We start from the raw sequence: 19,597 nt of genomic DNA on the forward strand, positions 1-19,597 counted from the left end.
CTCGGGTCCGTCATTGAATTCAATATGTATGAATCGAAATTATTATAGACAACTCGGCTCGTCTTGTCAATGAACGCTTCGTCTCATGTGAATATATTGCACAATGATGACCCTCATAATGGCTGCGGACGGCACGGCTAAAATCATTCCAATCAAGCCAAACAGCTCACCTCCAGCGAGTAACACCAGCATGATTACGACAGGATGCATATGCAGGCTTCTCCCGACAATGATCGGACTGAGTACATTGCTTTCTAAAAATTGAAGCACGGCTACTGTAATTAGCACAATGATCACTGACTTCACTGAGATGGTAAAAGCGATAAAAACAGCTGGAATCGCTCCAATAATCGGGCCAAAATACGGAATGACATTCGTTGCACCGATTAACATACCTAGTACAAGCGGATATGGAATATGAAACAGCCAAAGAACAATGGCAGCAGCTCCCCCAATTAAAGAACAGACAAGCAATTGTCCTCTAATATAATCCCCAAGTGAGTCATCCACTGCTTTCACAAAGGCATGTCCCCTTTTTCGGAAGCTTGGCGGGGTTAAATACCATGCTGCCCGCTTCATCGTGTTCATATCTTTCACCATATAAAAGACAAGAAAAGGAATAAGTGCAGCAACTAAGGCGTAATCAAGCAGTACTTTACAGCTAAGAATCATCCGCTCTGCCCCATTTGCGGCATACGTCTCAGATTGGACAATAAAACGATCCAGCCGTTCATGTAGTCCATCAGGCCAGTGGCTTGTATGACGATGAACATGTGATAAAGCACCATTATACGTTTCGGCAAGCATGGGAATTTGCTCCGACAATTCATTTAACTGAGCGATTAAAACCGGTGCCCCTTTATACACAGCCAAACCAATGCCGCCAAAAAACAGCACATATATCAATAAGAGACTGACCGTCCTCGGCAAACCTCGTTTATGTAGTCTTTCAACAATCGGATAAAGAAGATAAGAAATAAAAATAGCGATAAGAAGCGGGATCAAAACCGCTTTGAGCAATAAAAAAATAGGCATCCATAACTCGTCGAGCTGAACCAAAATGAGTAAAGACGCAAGGACAAGCAGTACACCTGCAGCATATATTAGAAACTCGATCGGACGTTTCTTCACCTTTTTCACCTCTCTTCTTATTGTTTAACCAACTTCTGCAATTATCCATGTAAATAAAATTTGTCCTAACTTTGTTAAAAATGAATACACATGAAACATGGCTCCATCCAAAGTCACTGTTTGCTGTAAAAATCTCGTCAGAAAATATTCCATTATTTTCTTATTTTCGCCTCATTTATGCTAGAATCCGCTTTAGCTCAATCATTAGAAGAGGAGGTTCTTCATGATCACATTCGAAGAAGTCAACAAGCATTACGGCCAGTTCCATGTACTTAAGGACATTAACCTACATATTCAAAAAGGTGAGGTTGTTGTGATCATCGGTCCTTCAGGGTCTGGAAAAAGCACGATGCTCAGATGTATCAATCGTCTTGAAAGCATTGATGAAGGAAAAGTCCTTGTCAATCAAGTGTCTGTTCAGCATCCGAAAACAAACATCAATCTCATCAGGCAAAATATCGGGATGGTGTTTCAGCACTTCCATCTTTATCCGCATAAGACGGTGCTTGAAAACATTATGCTTGCGCCGATGAGGGTTAAAAAAGTGAGCAAAGAAGAAGCAAAGGAAACAGCTGAATTTTATTTAAATAAAGTTGGCATTCCTGAAAAAGCAGACACCTACCCTTCTAGACTCTCAGGAGGACAGCAGCAGCGTGTGGCAATCGCAAGGGGACTTGCAATGAAACCTGAGGTCATGCTTTTCGATGAACCAACATCAGCTCTTGATCCAGAGATGATCGGTGAGGTGCTAGATGTGATGAAACAGCTGGCAAGGGAAGGAATGACAATGGTCGTTGTCACGCACGAGATGGGGTTTGCCCGTGAAGTCGCAGACCGTATTGTGTTTATTGATGAAGGAAGAATTCTTGAAGAATCTACACCAGCTGCCTTTTATGAAAAACCGCGCGAGAAACGCGCTCAGCTCTTTTTAAGCCGTATTTTAAATCACTAGGGGGAATGAATTTGATGAAAAAAATGAAACGCTTTGGCCTATTACTGTTGATGACTTGCTGTATGATCGCTCTCGCTGCCTGCGGCTCTGCCGAGAAAGGCTCAACCGATGCAAAACAAGGCAGCTCATTGGAAGCCATTAAGAAAGACAAAAAAATCGTTTTCGGTGTGAAAAACGATACTCGTTTATTCGGTCTAAAAAATCCTAGTAGCGGGGATATTGAAGGGTTTGATATTGATATCGCAAAAGCGATCACTAAAGAAATGCTCGGTGATGAAGGAAAAGCAGAATTTAAAGAAGTGACATCTAAAACAAGGATTCCTTTACTGCAAAAAGGAGATATTCATGCCATTGTTGCCACAATGACGATCACAGAAGAGCGTAAAAAAGAGGTCAATTTCTCAGACGTATACTTTGAAGCAGGACAATCACTGCTTGTGAAAAAAGGCAGCGACATTCAATCGATTGATGATCTTAAAAAAGGTACGAAGGTGCTTGCAGTGAAAGGGTCGACTTCTTCTCAAAACATTCGCGAAAAAGCACCAGAAGCATCCGTTTTGGAGTTTGAAAATTATCAAGAAGCCTTTACAGCCTTAAAATCAAATCAAGGGCAAGTTCTGACAACTGATAATGCGATTTTATTTGGCATGGCAGACGAAGATTCAAATTATGAAGTTGTTGGCGGAACATTTACCGATGAACCATATGGCATTGCTGTGAAAAAAGGCGATGAAGAATTGACAGAAGCCATTAATAAAGCGTTAAAGGCATTAAAAGATAATGGAGAGTATGACAAGATTCATAAAAAATGGATCAAAGAATAATCAATTGACTCGATCAACCTCAATACCCTCAGGAGAGCCGCTTGCCGGCTCCTCTGTTGATTAGGAAGGAAGTGAACTGATTGCTGCGGTTTTCCATTTTAACTGAGAACTTCCATCTTTATTTAGAAGGGTTTAAATATACGATTGGTGCAAGTGTCATTGCGTTGATTGGAAGCTTTTTCATCGGTACACTCATTGCCATTATGAGAATTGCGCCACTAAGGCCGCTCAACTGGTTAGGGACGGCTTATGTGGAATTTATTCGGAATATTCCGTTATTATTGATCACCTTTGTGTTCTTCTTTGGTTTACCGGTACTTGGCATTGTGGCAGATGGCTTTACAGCAGGAACCATTGCCCTCTCCATTTATACGTCTGCTTTTATCGCTGAAGCCATTCGTGCAGGTATACAAGCTGTACCGCTTGGACAAATGGAAGCAGCTAGAGCTTCTGGCCTGTCATATGGCGGAACGATGCGATATATTATTCTGCCGCAGGCCATCAAAATTGTCATTCCCCCACTTGGGAATCAATTTATAAATCTTGTGAAAAACTCGTCTATTTTAGGTGTCATTGCAGGGTTTGATCTGATGTACCAAGGAGACCTTATCGCTTCGAGAACGTTTGTGACATTTGATGTATACATCTTTGTTGCCATGTTCTATCTTCTATTGACCATTCCGCTTAGTCTAGGCGTTGGTTATTTAGAAAAAAGATTAGCCCGAAGCCACTAGAAAGGAGGAAACACAATGGATTTTATAGGTGCCTACCAGCCCGATCATCTCGCCTTTTTACTTGAAGGATTTGCTGTCACCTTAAAAGTGGCTTTTATCTCCATCATTTTAAGCTTTATAATCGGATTAGTCGTTGGCACATTGAGGTTCGCACAAATCCCTATTTTATCAAAGGTGCTTGCGGTCATTGTTGAAACCGTCCGGAACCTGCCGCTTTTGCTGATCATCTTTTTTACGTATTTCGCCCTGCCTGAAATCGGTATTAAGCTGAGCATCACCGCCTCTGCCATTGCGGCTTTAACCGTGTTTGAATCCGCCATGCTGTCAGAAATCATTCGCAGTGGGTTAAAATCAATTGATAAAGGACAAATCGAAGCTGCCAGGTCCTCTGGCTTAACGTATATTCAAACGTTAAAAATGATTATCATGCCACAGGCGTTACGCCGAATGGTACCGCCGATTGTCAGCCAATTTATTTCTCTTTTAAAAGATACATCACTTGCCGTTGTGATTGCCCTTCCAGAATTATTGCATCACGCACAGATTTTAAATGGTCAAAGCCAATCTTATTTACTTCCTATTTTCCTCTTGGCTGCCATGATGTATTTTGTTGTTAACTTCAGCTTGTCCTTACTTGCACGGAGATTAGAATACAGGCAGGCATAAAAAAAGGACATCCGCTCATGGTGGATGTCCCTTTTTGTTTAAAACATTCGCATAACTCGTTTTCTCATCTTTTTCATATCCCGCTTAGATGGCATATCATATCGACTTGCAAAGTGATATGCGAGTGCACCTGCACTAAGCGTTAATAGTGAAGAAGTCATTTTGCCCATTCGAAATTCCCCCTTAACACTTATAGTTGAATTGAACGTTCATCATCACTAAACAGGTCGTCTAAACTGCTTAGTGTACCGTCTTCCTCCACTTGGTGAGTAGATATTTTGCCTTTTGACAGCGTCAATTCAATAAAACAGCCCCAACAATAATATTGATTGACCCCAATTTTTCCGATGTCTTTACATTTGCAATTTGGGCAAATGAGCATATTCAGCACCTCTTTACGTTCGGTTTAGAACAAGTGCTTCCTTTTGAACGTCCATCAAGGTTCCGGCAGCATGCAGCTGCTTTCGAATCCCTGATAGCTCTGTAAAGAAGCCGTCCGAGAGTTCATATGCTACGATTGTGCCCGAATTCATGCAAAAGTATACATCTTCCAAAACACCTAATGTTTCACCATCTGGCGTATGGATCATTTTCTTTTTTAATTTCGAAAAGAAGAAGGATGGGGCGGAGGCATCTATTTCGACTCCCTTCTGGCAGCTCACATATAGACCTTTGTCTGTCAGTTTGTCGCCAGCTGAAAATGGAATGAAAGCACAGTCTTTCTTTTTCCCATCTAATACATATCCTCCGCAGCTGCCGCCGGCTAAAAAGCAAATATCTTTGATCGATCCAAGTGAATGAGACAGCTCGTCTGTATAGATCGTCAGTCCTTCAAGCTCTCGACATGTTCTCAAAATGTGATCAACCACCTTTTCGGAACAGTCTTATCGTGTGCGTTTCCTCTATGACTCATACGAAGAAATGGCTTCCATGAAGGAAGCCATCAGCGTGTAGACAAACCCTCGCATTCTTTGTCAGTCCTGCGTGCTGGTGCTCACGAATGTCAAATTCGTTCCGCGCCAGTACTCGTCCTTCCTAGACTGCAAAGGTTTTCTTTCACGCTGAAAAAAACAAAGGGCTAAAATCAAGTTCATTTTAGCCCTTTGTTTAACAATATGATGGCTTCCATGGAAGCCATTTACTCTTGCATAAAATCAAACGGAGTGATTCCCTCCATGCCAATATTGGCATCGTGTACGCTGAAAGGAAGTTCTTTTTGGAGGGCTGCTAGCTCAGCATCCATGACTTCTTCCGTTTCAGTAAGACGCATAGTTAAAGACGTTTGTCTGAGGGAGTCTTCATTATTTTTCACGCCCCACTCTAATGCTGATTCCTCGCCGCACAAAATTAAAAACTTTTTACTTCGTGTAATGGCCGTGTAAAGCAAATTTCTTCGAAGCATTCGATAATAACTTCTCACGACTGGCAGCACCACGATTGGGAATTCACTGCCCTGGGATTTATGAATCGAGCAACAATAAGCGTGTGTAAATTGATGAAAATCTTTTTTCGTAAACGTGATTTCATTTCCATCAAAGGAGATGACCGCCATATCTTCTTTTTCTGTGTTTTCTTTCGCATAAAAGATCGAAACAATTTCGCCAATATCTCCATTAAAAATGTTATTCTCGGGCTGATTGACAAGCTGAAGTACCTTATCACCTGTCCGGTAGACGACATCACCAAAAGGAATTTCTCTTCCTTTTGGCTTTTTAGGATTCAAAATTTGCTGAAGCATTTTATTCAGTTCATTAATGCCTGCTTTTCCTTTATACATCGGGGCAAGTACTTGAATGTCCTTTGCTGAATACCCCTTTTGAGCAGCATTGCTGACCACTTTCTCGATGACTTCTTTCATTTGGTCACTAGAGCATTGAATAAAGGATCGATCCTTCGAGCGTGCAGTAATATCCTTTGGCAAAACACCATTTTTCATATCATGCGCAAGCTCAACAATTGTTGAACCATCTGCCTGCCGGTAAATATCAGTTAGTGTAACTGCCGGTATAGCTTGTGACGCAAGCAGGTCTCTTAACACTTGACCAGGCCCGACAGATGGAAGTTGATGTTCGTCTCCAACCATAATGACTTGAATATGATCTGGGATCGCCTTAAACAAATGGTTCGCCAGCCAAATATCCAGCATACTCGATTCATCAATGATGACAAGCTTTCCTTCAATCGGCTGGTCTTCATCATGTGAGAAGCCTTCTGATCCATTCCAGCCTAGCAGCCGGTGAATGGTCACAGCAGGAAGTCCAGTGGATTCTGTCATTCGTTTCGCAGCACGTCCAGTTGGTGCGGCAAGCACGAACGGAAATGCTTCATCTTTTTTATAATCACCCGGGTCAAGAGATACGCCGTGAAGATCGCTGTAAAGCTCGACAATCCCTTTAATGACCGTCGTTTTCCCTGTACCCGGTCCGCCTGTTAAAAGCAGCATTGGAGACATGAGTGCCTTTTGAATGGCTTCTTTTTGGGTTGGTGCATACTGGACACCAAGCCGTTCCTCCAGTTCACCGAGTGCAAGCAGAAATTCTGATTCAGGAAATTGATCTGCATATTCTGTTTGAGAGACAATTTTTTGAATACGTTTTGCCACACTTTGCTCCGCATAAAAGAGCGACGGATGATAACAGCGATCATCTTCAATGATCATGTCTTTCCCTTCACCAAGTGCAATGATCTGATTGGCAACGTCCATTTCAGTCACTTTGTAGTCATTGCCTGTTTGATTCAGCAATTTACGGGTTTCGATGATCAGATCTTTCGTTTGTATGTACGTATGACCGTCTTGCAGGCTTGCTGTCTCAACGGTATACAAAAGGGCTGCACGAATGCGTTCTGGATCATTTCCAGATATCCCTGTTCTAGCGCCGAGTTCATCTGCTTTAATAAATCCAATCCCCTCGACGTCTTTGACGAGCTGATAAGGATTTTCTTCAATTTTCTGCAACGTTTCACTCTCGTACGCTTGGTAAATCTTCATACTAAGCTGAGGACCAAAGCCATATTGATTCAGGCTGATCATGATTTGCTCAAGCCCTTGATGCTCCTGAAGTGCGGCAGCCAGCTTATCTGCCTTCTTTTTTGACAGGCGAGGGACGTCATACAACACAGACGGATCACGCATAATTTGATGAAGCGTCTGATTGCCTAACTTGCCGACGATTTCTTCCGCCGTCTTTTTCCCAATCCCTTCAAACAAGTCACTAGAGAGATAATGAATAATGCCTTGTTTTGTTGTAGGGACTTCCTTTTGAAAATGAGTGGCTTGAAACTGCTCGCCAAACTTCGGATGACTTGTGACCTTGCCATAGAAGGTGTAGGTTTCCTCCTCATGAAGCGCTGGGAAGTAGCCTGTGACAGATGCTGTTTTTTCCTCTAAATTCTCTGATGTTTCAATCACTTTTACTTTTAACACCGAGTATAAATTACTTTCATTATGGAAAATAACGGCTTGAACCGTCCCTTTTAAAAACGGTTCGTCTTCAAGCTTCATTTGATCTGGATGTTCCTGCACAGGTCTTCCCTCCTTCCGGTTATTCTGCCTCTTGAATTAGCTTTTGCGCATGCAATGCAAGCATATGATCAGGCTGCACGTCAATGGCTTTTCCTAGCATTTCAAGCGCTTCGTCCTTTTTCTCTAAATACGCATACGCAACGCCTGCATTATAAAAGGCGTCAGCATGCTGCGGATCTCGCGTAATCACTTCAGTAAAGACTGCGACCGCTTCCTCCAGCAGATGTTCATTCGCTAAGCACATGCCAAATTGAAATCTTGCTTCGTTATCTTCTTCGTTTAGCTCAACTGCACGCTGAAGATAAGGCATCGCAAGCTTCGGCTGCTCTAATTTCATCAGTGTCTGCCCTAACATATAAAACAAATCACTGTTTTCCATTCCAGCTTGTAGCGCTTGCTCAAAATAGTCTTTCGCTTTCATAAAGTCTTCTTTCATCGTGTAGACATTTCCTGCCCCATAATAAGCTGCAGCTGCTGTATGATCAAGTTCAATGGCTTTTTGAAAGAAGTTCAATGAACGTTCAAATTCATGAACACTTGAAAGTAAATTCGCAAAGTTAATATATGGAACCGGGTCCTTTGGGCTTTCTTCAATGGCTTTCGTAAAAGCTTCAGCTGCCTGTTCGATGTTCCCTTGATTTAAAGCTTCAATACCGATTTCGTTATGATTCATTCGCTCTCTTCATCCTTTCATTAAAAAACCTCAACAGCGACGTTGAGGTTTTTAACACATGTTACACATACGACAGCTTTTGGCCATCTTTAAAGACATCGTCAATGGTCCCGCCGCCAAGACATTCTTCGCCATCATAAAAAACAACAGCTTGTCCTGGAGTGACAGCACGAACGGGTTCATCAAAGATCACCATTGCTTCCTGCTCACCTGTCATTTTGACTTTTACATGATGGTCTTCTTGACGGTATCGGAATTTTGCTGTGCATGTGAGTTCACCGTTTTCGCCGACAATATGAGGACGAGTCCAGCTGATGTTCACAGCTGAAATACTTTCAGAGTATAAAAGCGGGTTGTGGAAGCCTTGTTCAACAAATAAGATATTTTTCTCTAAGTCCTTCCCAACAACGAACCACGGATCACCGCTTCCGCCAATGCCAAGTCCTTGGCGTTGACCGATCGTGTAATACATGAGTCCATCATGTTCACCTTTTACTTCTCCGTCCATTGTCTGCATCACACCGGGCTGTGCAGGCAAATATTGGCTGAGGAATGTTTTAAAGTTTCTTTCCCCAATAAAGCAGATGCCCGTAGAATCTTTTTTCGTTGCTGTTGCGAGCTCTGCTTCTTTCGCTAATTCACGCACTCTTTTTTTCTCTAAATCGCCGATTGGGAACAACACTTTATCAAGCTGTTCTTGAGTCAGCTGATTCAAGAAATAAGTTTGGTCTTTGTTTGTATCAAGACCTCTTAGCATTTTGACTTCATCGCCGGTTCTGTCGACACGGGCATAGTGGCCCGTTGCCAAATAATCCGCTCCAAGCGACAATGCATGCTCAAGAAATGCTTTGAACTTAATTTCTTTGTTACACATGACATCTGGGTTCGGCGTTCTGCCTGCTTTATATTCATCAAGAAAATATTGAAACACTTTGTCCCAATACTGTTTCTCGAAATTCACTGCATAATATGGGATTCCAATCTGGTTACAAACACGAATGACATCCTCATAGTCCTCCGTTGCTGTACATACACCATTTTCATCTGTGTCATCCCAGTTTTTCATAAATATGCCGATTACATCATAGCCTTGCTCCTTTAACATGAGCGCAGCAACTGATGAATCGACGCCTCCGGACATACCGACCACAACTCTTGTGTCTTCAGGTCTTTTTGTCATCTTCATCAACTCCAATTTCAATGAAACAACGTGCGCGTTTCGTTCTTCAGGTGCCTAGCTGTTTCATTTTTCACACACGAACAAAAGGGAGCATTTATTTGGCTAGGCGTTTCACGACAGCCGCTATCTTACGCGCCGCCTGCTTCACATGTTCCTCTTCATTTCCAAGACCGAAGCTTATTCTGACTGAGGATGTCAGCTCTTTTGCTTCTTCACCATACATGGCGCTTAATACGTGCGAAGGAAGGACAGATCCAGCCGTACATGCTGACCCGCTTGAAACAGCAATCCCTTCCATATCTAAGTTCACAAGTAACGATTCAATGGAAACGCCCGGGAAGTGAACATTTAAAATGTGCGGCAATGTCTCTTTCGGATGTCCATTGATAGAGAAATTGAGTGATTCCTCTTCGAATACTTGCAGCATCGCTTCTTTGAGCTTACCATAATGCACTGCTTTTTCTCTTCTATTTTGCTTTGTTAATTGAACTGCTTCTGCAAGTCCAATGATGCCCGCCACATTTTCAGTACCAGCACGGCGTTTTCTTTCTTGTTCTCCTCCGAATAGCTGCGGAGAGAGCTTCACACGTTCGTTGACGTATAAAAAGCCTGTTCCCATCGGACCATTTAGTTTATGGCCAGAAGCAGACAAGAGATCAATATGAAGATCTTGTACATCAATTGACACTGTTCCAAATGCCTGTACAGCGTCTGTATGAAAATGAGCAGCGTGATCATGCAAAAGTTGACCAATTTCTTTGATTGGCTGGATCACACCTGTTTCATTGTTGCCGTACATGATGGTCACCAGAATTGTATCGTCTCTTAATGCTTGTTTTAATTGGTCAAGATAAATCAATCCAGTGTGATCCACATCTAAATACGTCACATCAAAACCGAGCTTCTCTAAGCGTTCGCATGTATGCAGCACTGCATGATGCTCAGTTTTTGTTGTGATGATATGTTTTCCTTCATGCTGCCTTGCCATTGCCACACCTGTAATGGCCAAGTTGTCTGCCTCTGTTCCCCCGCTTGTGAGGATGATCTCCTGCTGCTTACAGTGTAATTCTCCTGCAATGACTTCCCTTGCTTCATCGAGCCACTTTCTTGCCTCGCGTCCATATGAATGAATACTAGAGGGATTGCCAAATATCTCTGTAAAGTAAGGCATCATCTTGTCCACAATTCGCTGATCCATCGGCGTTGTGGCTGCATGATCTAAATAGATACGTTCCATCTCCGGTACACCTCTGATCTAAATATAGAACATATACGCCTCTTGATCCTCGTCATCTTTATAGCTTGCCAAGTCTTCAAGAGTTGTATTGTCTAGTACGTCTTTTACTGCATCACGAATACGAATCCAAAGTGCACGCTTTGCTGGCTCTTCGTTTTCGATCACTTCAACAGGACTAATAGGTCCTTCTAATACTCGAATAATATCACCGGCTGTAATCTCGTTTGGCTCATGGGCAAGCACATAGCCACCATACGCTCCGCGGATACTTTTCACAAGACGAGCATTGCGAAGTGGTGATACAAGCTGCTCTAAATAATGCTCAGACAAATCATTGTTTTGAGCGATTGATTTTAATGATGTAGGGCCTTCGCCATGTTTTTTGGCTAATTCGATCATGATCGTCAGACCATATCTGCCTTTAGTAGAAATTTTCAAGTTAAACACCTCTGCGTTTTCTATTTCTATGTCATCAATTTTTTTTCTGATTTCATATACGCTTATATAGACCAAAAGCAATTATATCATACTTTTAGCCAACTTTCATTTGCGGGTTCTGAGCTCAAAACGAGGACGCATCCCTTTTCTATTTGAAGAAATTTCGGTACTCTATACAAACAAGACATTGCTTTAGGAGAGATAATCATGAAACCTTTAGCGTATCGGATGCGCCCAAGTCATATTGGAGACATTATTGGGCAGGAGCATCTCGTTGGAGAAGGTCAAATTATTAGACGAATGGTCGAGGCGAAACATTTGTCCTCGATGATTTTATACGGGCCGCCGGGAATCGGCAAAACATCCATTGCAACTGCAATCGCTGGCAGTACAAGCATTGCCTTCCGTACATTGAATGCGGTGATTCATAACAAAAAAGATATGGAAGCTGTCGCCGCTGAAGCGAAAATGAGTGGTCAAGTCATCTTGATTTTAGACGAAGTCCACAGACTCGATAAAGGGAAGCAGGATTTCCTTCTTCCGTATTTAGAAAATGGCATGATTATTTTAATTGGCGCGACAACAGCTAATCCGTATCATGCGATCAACCCAGCCATCCGTAGCCGGACACAAATATTTGAGCTGAAGCCGCTGGAAACAGAGCAAATCAAAGCTGCATTATCTCGAGCTTTACAGGATGAACATCGCGGGCTTGGCGGTTATTCGGTCAAAGTTGATGAGGAGGCAATGAATCATTTTGCAAATGGATGCGGAGGAGATGTGCGTTCTGCTTTAAATGCGCTTGAACTAGCCGTCTTATCGACAAAAGCGGATGAATCTGGACAGATCACGATCACTCTAGCTGCAGCAGAAGAATGTTTACAAAAAAAGAGCTTCTCGCATGATAAAAACGGTGATGCCCATTATGATGTCCTCTCGGCTTTTCAAAAATCCATTAGAGGGTCTGACGCAGATGCTGCGCTTCATTACCTTGCAAGACTCATTGAAGCGGGAGACCTTGAAAGCATTTCGAGACGATTACTTGTGATGGCTTATGAAGATATTGGCTTAGCCAGTCCGCAGGCAGGGCCACGTGTGTTAAGCGCTGTTCAAACAGCTGAGAGAGTTGGTTTCCCAGAAGCACGAATTCCACTCGCTAATGCCGTGATTGAACTGTGTCTTTCTCCAAAGTCAAACTCCGCTTACCAAGCGATTGATGCGGCACTGCATGATATCCGCACGGGGAAAATTGGTGAAGTTCCCGTTCATTTAAAAGATGCCCACTATAAAGGGGCAGCTGCACTTGGAAGAGGCGCCGATTACTTATATCCGCACGATTATGAAAATGGCTGGGTGAAGCAGCAATATTTACCTGACCCGCTGAAAAACAAGCAATATTATGAACCAAAGCAAACTGGAAAATTTGAAGGTGCACTAAAGCAAGTGTACGAAAATTTAAGACGGCAAAAATAAAAAAAGCCCCCTGCTCTAAGCAGGCGGGCTGTAGATTGTTGACAAAGGGCTAAAATGAACTTTATTTTAGCCCTTTGTCTTCTTTTCAGCGTGATAGAAAACCTTTGCAGTCTAGGAAGGACGAGCACTGGCGCGGAGCGAATTTGACATTCGTGAGCACCGAAGCGCAGGACTGACACCGAATGCGAGGGTTTGTCTACACGCTGAAGCCCCCTGCTCTAAGCAGGCGGGCTGTTTATTTATCTTTCACACGTGTAATCGGAATATCTTTTAACAGTTTCATAATGACATGACCACCCATGATCAGTCCAGCCACAGATGGAACAAAAGCATTGGATGATGGCGGCATTTGTGCCTTACGAATTTTCGCTTCATCATTTCCCACTTCTTTTCTCACATCTTCACGAATGACAATCGGACTTTCATCAGAGAAAATAACTTCAATTCCCTTACGAATGCCTTCCTTCCGCAGGCGTGTTCTAACGACTTTCGCAATTGGGTCTGTATGTGTTTTCGAGATGTCATCAATTTTAAAACGTGTCGGATCTGTTTTATTTGCAGCACCCATACTCGAAATAATGTTCACATCGCGTTTCAGGCACTCTTTCATTAAATGAATTTTATAATGAATTGTATCTGATGCATCAATGACATAATCAAGTGGATACTCAAAGAATTGTTCATATGTTTCTTCTGTATAGAACATTTTGAGCGCAACAACTTCACATTCTGGGTTAATATCAGCAATTCTTGCCTGCATTAAGTCAACTTTAGGCTGACCAACCGTTGATAGCAAAGCTGGCAGCTGCCTATTTACATTTGTAATATCAATATCATCTTTATCAACAAGAACAATACGGCCAACACCTGAACGAGCAAGGGCTTCTACTGCAAAAGAACCTACGCCGCCTACTCCAAGCACTGCAACTGTACTGTTTTTTAATATATTTAAGCCTTCCTTGCCAATGGCAAGCTCGTTTCTTGAAAACTGATGTAACAAGTGCCTCACTCCACCTTTATTTAAAATGAATCGAAAGAATCATATCATATTCAGCGTTCTCCGTCATCCTTCTCAAATAGAAAAAAACACAAAAAAGTCCCGATCACGCCGCCAGCCTTTCCTTCGTTTTGAACCCCGCACCATGCAGGTGGGTGCTTTCTTCCTCCCTTTATAAGTCCTCAGAAGAGGCATTTATGCAGAAAGGAAAGGCAAGCTCCCGTAGAAAAAAATGTTCGGTCAAAACTAGGTAACCACCGTACGTATCAGGACTTTATTTATTGGTTGATGAAAGCATATCATAGGCATGTCCCTTTTTCAAGCGTTTACATGCCTATAAACATGCGCCTATTTTACTGTTTTACTTTTGTTTTAATCGCCAAACTCAGTTCATCTAGCTGCGCTGTGCTTACAGTGCCAGGAGCATCTGTGAGAACACAGCTTGCACTTGCCGTTTTCGGGAACGCAATGGTATCTCTTAGGTTAGATCGGCCGGCAAGCAGCATCACTAAGCGGTCAAGTCCAAGCGCAATTCCGCCGTGCGGAGGCACACCATGCTCAAATGCATCAAGAAGGAAGCCGAACTGATCGTACGCTTCTTCTTTAGAAAAGCCAAGTAAACCAAACATTTTCTCTTGAATGTCCTTTTCAAAAATACGAATAGAACCTCCGCCAAGCTCATAGCCGTTCAGCACAAGATCATACGCTTGAGCTTTCATATCTTCTGGACTTGTTTCAATTAATTCAAGATCATCCCGAACTGGCATTGTGAAAGGATGGTGGGCAGCATAGAAGCGGCCTTCTTCTTCATCTTTTTCAAGCAGCGGCCAATCGACAACCCATAAGAAATTGAAGACAGACTCATCGATGAGTTTAAGCTCTTTGCCAAGTTTTAAACGAAGTGCGCCAAGCGCATCATGGACAACAGACGTCTTATCTGCAACAAAGAGTAAAAGGTCGCCTTCTTCAACTTGAAGCTGTTCTTTTAATTCTGCTTGTTTTGACTCATCAAAGAATTTAGCGATTGGTCCTTTTAACTCTGTCCCTTCAGCTTTTAGCCAAGCAAGACCTTTTGCACCATAGTTCGCTGCAAATGCACCAAGTGCATCGATGTCTTTTCTTGAATAGTTTGCTGCAGCCCCTTTGACATTAATGGCTTTGACAGCTCCACCATTGTTTACAGCACCGCTGAAGACTTTGAAATCTGAGTCTTTTACCGTGTCTGAAATGTTGACAAGCTTCATGTCAAATCGGGTATCTGGCTTGTCAGAACCATAGGAATTCATCGCTTCATCGTACGTCATACGAGGTAATGGCAATGTCAGGTCAACACCTTTGACATCTTTCATCACCTTTGCCATCATCTCTTCAGCAAGCGTCATGATGTCTTCTTGGCTCATAAAGGACATTTCAATATCGACTTGTGTAAATTCCGGCTGACGGTCAGCACGTAAGTCTTCATCTCTAAAGCAGCGAGCGATTTGATAGTAGCGGTCCATCCCAGACACCATGAGCAATTGCTTAAATAATTGCGGAGACTGCGGCAGCGCATAGAATTCTCCTTCGTGTACACGGCTTGGCACAAGATAGTCACGTGCACCTTCTGGCGTACTTTTTGTTAAAATTGGCGTTTCAATGTCTAGAAAGCCGTGATCATCTAAGAAATGGCGGAATGCTTTTGTGACTTCATGTCGCATTTTCATCGTTTCAAACATCGCAGGACGGCGAAGATCTAGGTAGCGGTATTTTAAGCGCACATCTTCTGATACCTCATCTGCTTGATCAGAAATCACAAATGGAGGCGTCTTGGCTTCATTTAAAACAGTGACCGTGTCGACTTGAATTTCAATTTTGCCTGTTTTTAAATTTGGGTTGATCGTGGCTTCTTCTCTTGCGACCACTGTCCCTTTAATATCAAGGACATATTCATTCCGAATCGATTCTGCTGTCTCAAGAGCCTCTTTTGATTGGTCTGGATGAAAGACAACTTGCACAATGCCTGTACGATCACGCAGGTCAATAAAGATTAATCCACCAAGGTCACGACGTTTTTGTACCCATCCTTTTAATACAACGGTTTGACCGATTTGGTCTTCTGTTACTTCTCCACAATAAAAAGTTCTACCAAACACAAACATTCCACTCCTTCTTTACGCTTTCTGGTGGGCTTTCATCATTTGAATCAGCTCATCAAGCTTCACTTCAATTTGTTCACCCGTTGTCGTATCTTTTACATTTACAATTTGCTGCGCCAGCTCATCTTCACCAAGAACTGCAATAAACTTGGCTTTCGAGCGGTCTGCGGCTTTAAATTGTGCTTTTAGCTTTTTCCCTGTATAGTCCATTTCACTTGAAATGCCTTCTTTTCTTAAGCGATTCAATAAGCCAACAGCATAATCTTTTGCTTGATCTCCTAATGCCGCAATATATAAATCAATGCCGTCTTGAACAGGAAGCTCAATCTTCTCTGCATCAATCGCTGATAGGAAACGTTCAATACTCATCGCAAAGCCGATACCTGGTGATTCAGGACCGCCAATTCCTTCAACAAGTCCATCATAACGGCCGCCGCCGGCTAATGTTGTGATCGCACCAAAGCCTTCTGCATTACTCATAATCTCAAAGGCAGTGTGATTGTAATAATCAAGACCGCGCACTAAGTTCGGATCGACGACATATTCAATGCCTAGATCGGTTAAGTATTGTTTTACTTTTTCAAAATAAGTCCGTGATTCTTCATTTAAGTAATCTTGAATGGATGGTGCCGTTGCCATCAGTTCGTGGTCGCGGTCCTTTTTACAATCAAGAATACGCAATGGATTTTGATGCAAACGAATTTGGCAGTCATGACAGAATTCATCAATTCTTGGTTCAAAGTGCTCGACAAGTGCTTGACGGTAATCTGCACGGCTTTCTTTGTCACCAAGGCTGTTAATGACGAGTTTTAAGTTGGAAAGACCCGCTTTCTCATACACACTCATCGCTAATGAAATGACCTCTGCATCAATGGCAGGATCTTTTGAACCGATCGCTTCAATTCCGAATTGATAAAATTGACGATATCTTCCCGTTTGCGGACGCTCATAGCGGAACATTGGTCCAATGTAGTACAGCTTTGTAGGCTGTGCAGGCTGTGCAAACAGTTTATTTTCAACATAAGAACGGACAGTTGAAGCTGTTCCTTCTGGGCGAAGTGTGATGCTACGTCCTTTTTTGTCTTCAAATGTGTACATCTCTTTTTGAACGATATCTGTTGACTCGCCTACTCCTCGTGCAAACAGTTCCGTATGCTCAAAAATCGGTGTGCGGATCTCTTTGTATTGAAAGGCTGCACATGTATCTCTCGCAATTTGTTCAACATACTGCCAGCGTTCTGATTCTCCCGGTAAAATATCCTGTGTGCCTCTTGGAATATTAAAACTCATTTTTCGTCCTCCTACGACCATCATTCATTTTTTATGTGGACATATAAAAAACCCCCGCCTCTACTATGTGTATAGTAGGGACGAGAGTTATACCCGTGGTGCCACCCTAGTTGGAACATGATCTAGCCATGTTCCCGCTCAAATCCTTAACGCAGATTCACGTTCTCCGCCTAATGACTCATTTTTTGAGTGTTCAGCAGGAAACCTACAGAGTGTTCTTTCGTGATAAATGCCATGCGGATTCGCTTTCAGCCTAAGGCGATTCCTCTCTGCTCACGCAATTTACCCTACTATTCTCTATCATCAGTTCCACATTTTAAATTTTCAAGTGTGTTGATTTATATTATAATAAGGTCGGTGCTGCCACTCTGTCAACCCTTGCCGTGTCTCTTTTTCTTTTCCAGCTCTTCTTTTGACGTGCATCCGTATTCAGATGCCGTTTCTTCAAGGAAGCCTGGTTGATCCATTTCGTCGTGCTGCCAGCGATCGATATCACGATGTCCATTATATTGCACTCGTCCTAATTTTCTGCTTAATCTCATGTTTGTACATCCTTTTATCACATTTTTATCTAGTATAAACAGATTGATTCATTTTTATTAGGGAAACTGCAAGGAATTCATCCATTACATAACGAATTAACATTCATCGGTTTTACAAGGGAGGGGAAAACACCGTTTTGAATCTGAAAACACACCATCACATGATGTTGCTGCTCACCTGTTTTGTCCTCATTGCCAGCACTTGGCCAATGACACATGCGACGGCTCAAACAGATCAAGCTGTCGTTGCAACAGATGAAATCAATGTGCGAACCGGACCTGGTTTAAGCTACGGGATCGCAGCAGTTGTGAAACGAGGAGAAAGCTACCCGATTCTCACTGAACAAGGAGAATGGGTACAGATCGGGCTATCGAACGGACAAAAAGGCTGGGTCGTCTCATGGCTGATTACCAAGTCATCTGATGCACAAAAGCCTGCTAAGCAAAAGACGCAAGGTCAAAGTACGCAAGGAAGCAGTTCGATTACGTCAACAGCCTCTGACCTTCGCATTCGGACAGGCCCAGGGACTTCCTATCAAGTCATTGGCACTTTCCCGCAGGGCGCTTCCGCTAAAAAGCTGGACACAAGCGGCGAATGGACAAAAATATCGTACAAACAAGCGGAAGGCTGGGTCCACTCTGATTATATTTCTGGCGGACAAAACGCTTCTTCATCCAGTTCAGCTGAGCCCGCTCGTTCTAAACAGTCCGGCACAGTTGGCGTATCAAGCTTGAATGTTCGAAAATCGGCGGCACCAAACGCAACAGTGGCCGCTTCACTTTCCCGCAACACTCAAGTCACCATTTTACGGGAGCAAAATGGCTGGTATGAAATCGAAGCAAAAGGCGTTAAAGGCTGGGTTGCAAGTTATTATATTGTCTCAAACCAAGGAACAAGTGCAGCACCTGAAAAGAATTCATCCTCTTCGTCATCTCATCAGAAAGCGTACATCGTTTATGATGGAACGAATATTAGAAAAAGCGCTTCTACCTCTGCTGGAATTGCAGAAAGAGCAACAAAAGGAGCTGCTTATCAAATTGTTCGTACGCAAGGTGACTGGTACGAGGTGACATTATCAAACGGCGGAACAGGCTACGTGGCGAGCTGGGTCGTTCAAACAAAGAAAAATAGCAGCGAAGCACCAAGACCTCAGCAGGATTCATCGTCTGGCACTGGATCTTTAAAAGGCAAAACAATTGTTCTTGATCCTGGGCATGGCGGAAAAGACAGCGGCACGATCGGCGCAGACGGTGCATTTGAAAAGAATATCACGATCAAAACCGCTCATTTGCTGGCGGGTAAGTTAAGAGCTTCTGGAGCAAATGTCTATTTAACAAGAAGTGATGATACATTCATCAGCCTTCAATCGAGGGTTGCCACTTCACATTACCGAAATGCAGATGCATTTATTAGTCTTCATTATGATAGTTTTATGGACCAAAGTATCAGAGGGAGCACCGCATATTATTATCAGGCATCCAAAGATCAACGTCTGGCGACAAGCGTTCATACGGAAGTCGCAAAACGATCACAGATCCCTGATAAAGGAGTCAAATTTGGAGATTATTTTGTTTTAAGAGAAAACAAGCGCCCTTCCCTTTTATATGAACTCGGCTATTTAAGCAATCCTCAAGAAGAAGCGATCATTTATAGCGCCTCTTACCAAGAACGAGTGACAGAAGGAATGACAGAAGGATTAAAACAATATTTCCGATAGAAAAAAGAGGCCGCGCGCCTCTTTTTTGTTTGATCGCAAAAGAAAAAGACTCTAAACAAACTCTCAGCAAGAGTTTATCCACAG

19 protein-coding genes, 1 other RNA gene and 2 other annotated features (1 of these 22 cut by a window edge) are annotated in these 19,597 nt (G+C 42.8%); of the genes, 6 read left to right on the forward strand and 14 right to left on the reverse strand.

Going from position 1 to position 19,597, the window contains the following annotated elements:
* Positions 1–23, reverse strand: a binding site (T-box leader); it reaches 185 nt to the left of the window's first position.
* A 43-nt stretch (positions 24–66) separates the two neighbouring features.
* Positions 67–1,131: an AI-2E family transporter gene (locus NST15_RS12365; protein WP_017358104.1), complete on the reverse strand. Its 1,065-nt coding sequence runs from the start codon at positions 1,129–1,131 to the stop codon at positions 67–69.
* A gap of 223 nt (positions 1,132–1,354) precedes the next feature.
* Here NST15_RS12365 and NST15_RS12370 point away from each other — a divergent pair, with 223 nt between their 5' ends.
* The 4 genes from NST15_RS12370 to NST15_RS12385 all read left to right on the forward strand — a co-directional run bounded on the left by NST15_RS12370 (position 1,355) and on the right by NST15_RS12385 (position 4,307).
* Positions 1,355–2,083, forward strand: coding sequence for an amino acid ABC transporter ATP-binding protein (locus tag NST15_RS12370; RefSeq protein WP_008342687.1), 729 nt, complete (start codon positions 1,355–1,357; stop codon positions 2,081–2,083).
* A 14-nt stretch (positions 2,084–2,097) separates the two neighbouring features.
* Positions 2,098–2,907 carry a transporter substrate-binding domain-containing protein gene (locus tag NST15_RS12375; protein WP_008342689.1) on the forward strand — a complete coding sequence of 270 codons (810 nt, stop codon included), beginning with the start codon at positions 2,098–2,100 and terminating at the stop codon, positions 2,905–2,907.
* Positions 2,908–2,987: 80 nt separating this feature from the next.
* Complete coding sequence (locus NST15_RS12380) at positions 2,988–3,641, forward strand: amino acid ABC transporter permease (RefSeq protein ID WP_007501460.1); 654 nt, start codon at positions 2,988–2,990, stop codon at positions 3,639–3,641.
* Between the two features lie 15 nt (positions 3,642–3,656).
* Complete coding sequence (locus NST15_RS12385; protein ID WP_017367699.1) at positions 3,657–4,307, forward strand: amino acid ABC transporter permease; 651 nt, start codon at positions 3,657–3,659, stop codon at positions 4,305–4,307.
* 38 nt (positions 4,308–4,345) lie between these two features.
* Here NST15_RS12385 and NST15_RS12390 read toward each other — a convergent pair whose 3' ends face one another.
* From NST15_RS12390 to NST15_RS12425, 8 genes are all read right to left on the reverse strand, one after another.
* A complete protein-coding gene (locus tag NST15_RS12390; protein WP_342498562.1) occupies positions 4,346–4,477 on the reverse strand; it encodes a YrzQ family protein in 132 nt (43 codons plus the stop codon).
* 20 nt (positions 4,478–4,497) lie between these two features.
* Positions 4,498–4,689, reverse strand: a complete 192-nt coding sequence (locus NST15_RS12395) for a hypothetical protein (RefSeq protein ID WP_003216308.1) — start codon at positions 4,687–4,689, stop codon at positions 4,498–4,500.
* A gap of 13 nt (positions 4,690–4,702) precedes the next feature.
* On the reverse strand, positions 4,703–5,161 hold the full coding sequence (locus NST15_RS12400; RefSeq protein WP_048001805.1) for a PRC-barrel domain-containing protein: 459 nt from the start codon (positions 5,159–5,161) through the stop codon (positions 4,703–4,705).
* Between the two features lie 284 nt (positions 5,162–5,445).
* Positions 5,446–7,830, reverse strand: coding sequence for an ATP-dependent RecD-like DNA helicase (locus NST15_RS12405; protein ID WP_035390959.1), 2,385 nt, complete (start codon positions 7,828–7,830; stop codon positions 5,446–5,448).
* A 19-nt stretch (positions 7,831–7,849) separates the two neighbouring features.
* Positions 7,850–8,503 (reverse strand): tetratricopeptide repeat protein, encoded by a 654-nt coding sequence (locus NST15_RS12410; protein ID WP_017358108.1) that lies wholly within the window; start codon positions 8,501–8,503, stop codon positions 7,850–7,852.
* A 61-nt stretch (positions 8,504–8,564) separates the two neighbouring features.
* Positions 8,565–9,683 carry a tRNA 2-thiouridine(34) synthase MnmA gene (gene mnmA, locus NST15_RS12415; RefSeq protein WP_008342709.1) on the reverse strand — a complete coding sequence of 373 codons (1,119 nt, stop codon included), beginning with the start codon at positions 9,681–9,683 and terminating at the stop codon, positions 8,565–8,567.
* Between the two features lie 94 nt (positions 9,684–9,777).
* On the reverse strand, positions 9,778–10,920 hold the full coding sequence (locus NST15_RS12420) for a cysteine desulfurase family protein (protein ID WP_017367703.1): 1,143 nt from the start codon (positions 10,918–10,920) through the stop codon (positions 9,778–9,780).
* Positions 10,921–10,938: 18 nt separating this feature from the next.
* On the reverse strand, positions 10,939–11,358 hold the full coding sequence (locus tag NST15_RS12425; RefSeq protein ID WP_008342713.1) for an Rrf2 family transcriptional regulator: 420 nt from the start codon (positions 11,356–11,358) through the stop codon (positions 10,939–10,941).
* A gap of 207 nt (positions 11,359–11,565) precedes the next feature.
* On the opposite strand from NST15_RS12425, the gene NST15_RS12430 reads away from it, so the two are divergent.
* Positions 11,566–12,831: a replication-associated recombination protein A gene (locus NST15_RS12430; RefSeq protein ID WP_008342715.1), complete on the forward strand. Its 1,266-nt coding sequence runs from the start codon at positions 11,566–11,568 to the stop codon at positions 12,829–12,831.
* Between the two features lie 235 nt (positions 12,832–13,066).
* Here NST15_RS12430 and NST15_RS12435 read toward each other — a convergent pair whose 3' ends face one another.
* The 5 genes from NST15_RS12435 to NST15_RS12455 all read right to left on the reverse strand — a co-directional run bounded on the left by NST15_RS12435 (position 13,067) and on the right by NST15_RS12455 (position 17,795).
* Entirely contained in the window at positions 13,067–13,831 is a 765-nt protein-coding gene (locus NST15_RS12435) for a tRNA threonylcarbamoyladenosine dehydratase (RefSeq protein ID WP_008342718.1), read from the reverse strand.
* 92 nt (positions 13,832–13,923) lie between these two features.
* Positions 13,924–14,104, reverse strand: a non-coding RNA gene (ssrS, locus tag NST15_RS12440) — 6S RNA.
* A gap of 77 nt (positions 14,105–14,181) precedes the next feature.
* Complete coding sequence (gene aspS, locus NST15_RS12445) at positions 14,182–15,960, reverse strand: aspartate--tRNA ligase (RefSeq protein WP_035391010.1); 1,779 nt, start codon at positions 15,958–15,960, stop codon at positions 14,182–14,184.
* A gap of 18 nt (positions 15,961–15,978) precedes the next feature.
* Positions 15,979–17,253, reverse strand: a complete 1,275-nt coding sequence (gene hisS, locus NST15_RS12450; RefSeq protein WP_017358112.1) for a histidine--tRNA ligase — start codon at positions 17,251–17,253, stop codon at positions 15,979–15,981.
* Between the two features lie 73 nt (positions 17,254–17,326).
* Positions 17,327–17,566: a binding site (T-box leader), on the reverse strand.
* 58 nt (positions 17,567–17,624) lie between these two features.
* Complete coding sequence (locus tag NST15_RS12455; protein WP_003216250.1) at positions 17,625–17,795, reverse strand: YrzK family protein; 171 nt, start codon at positions 17,793–17,795, stop codon at positions 17,625–17,627.
* Positions 17,796–17,932: 137 nt separating this feature from the next.
* Here NST15_RS12455 and NST15_RS12460 point away from each other — a divergent pair, with 137 nt between their 5' ends.
* Positions 17,933–19,513, forward strand: a complete 1,581-nt coding sequence (locus NST15_RS12460; RefSeq protein ID WP_342498563.1) for an SH3 domain-containing protein — start codon at positions 17,933–17,935, stop codon at positions 19,511–19,513.
* The last annotated feature ends 84 nt before the right edge of the window (positions 19,514–19,597 follow it).

Origin of the sequence: Bacillus sp. FSL R5-0820, assembly GCF_038593385.1 — a bacterium.
GTDB classification, from domain to species: Bacteria; Bacillota; Bacilli; order Bacillales; family Bacillaceae; genus Bacillus; species Bacillus altitudinis.

What these genes read in the sequence shown, in the direction of transcription:
- NST15_RS12370 (WP_008342687.1), top strand. Translation starts at nt 1,355, where the DNA reads ATGATCACATTCGAAGAAGTCAACAAGCATTACGGCCAGTTCCATGTA.
- NST15_RS12375 (WP_008342689.1), top strand. Translation starts at nt 2,098, where the DNA reads ATGAAAAAAATGAAACGCTTTGGCCTATTACTGTTGATGACTTGCTGT.
- NST15_RS12385 (WP_017367699.1), top strand. Translation starts at nt 3,657, where the DNA reads ATGGATTTTATAGGTGCCTACCAGCCCGATCATCTCGCCTTTTTACTT.
- NST15_RS12390 (WP_342498562.1), bottom strand. Translation starts at nt 4,477, where the DNA reads ATGGGCAAAATGACTTCTTCACTATTAACGCTTAGTGCAGGTGCACTC.
- NST15_RS12395 (WP_003216308.1), bottom strand. Translation starts at nt 4,689, where the DNA reads ATGCTCATTTGCCCAAATTGCAAATGTAAAGACATCGGAAAAATTGGG.
- NST15_RS12410 (WP_017358108.1), bottom strand. Translation starts at nt 8,503, where the DNA reads ATGAATCATAACGAAATCGGTATTGAAGCTTTAAATCAAGGGAACATC.
- mnmA (WP_008342709.1), bottom strand. Translation starts at nt 9,683, where the DNA reads ATGACAAAAAGACCTGAAGACACAAGAGTTGTGGTCGGTATGTCCGGA.
- NST15_RS12420 (WP_017367703.1), bottom strand. Translation starts at nt 10,920, where the DNA reads ATGGAACGTATCTATTTAGATCATGCAGCCACAACGCCGATGGATCAG.
- NST15_RS12430 (WP_008342715.1), top strand. Translation starts at nt 11,566, where the DNA reads ATGAAACCTTTAGCGTATCGGATGCGCCCAAGTCATATTGGAGACATT.
- hisS (WP_017358112.1), bottom strand. Translation starts at nt 17,253, where the DNA reads ATGAGTTTTAATATTCCAAGAGGCACACAGGATATTTTACCGGGAGAA.
- NST15_RS12455 (WP_003216250.1), bottom strand. Translation starts at nt 17,795, where the DNA reads ATGAGATTAAGCAGAAAATTAGGACGAGTGCAATATAATGGACATCGT.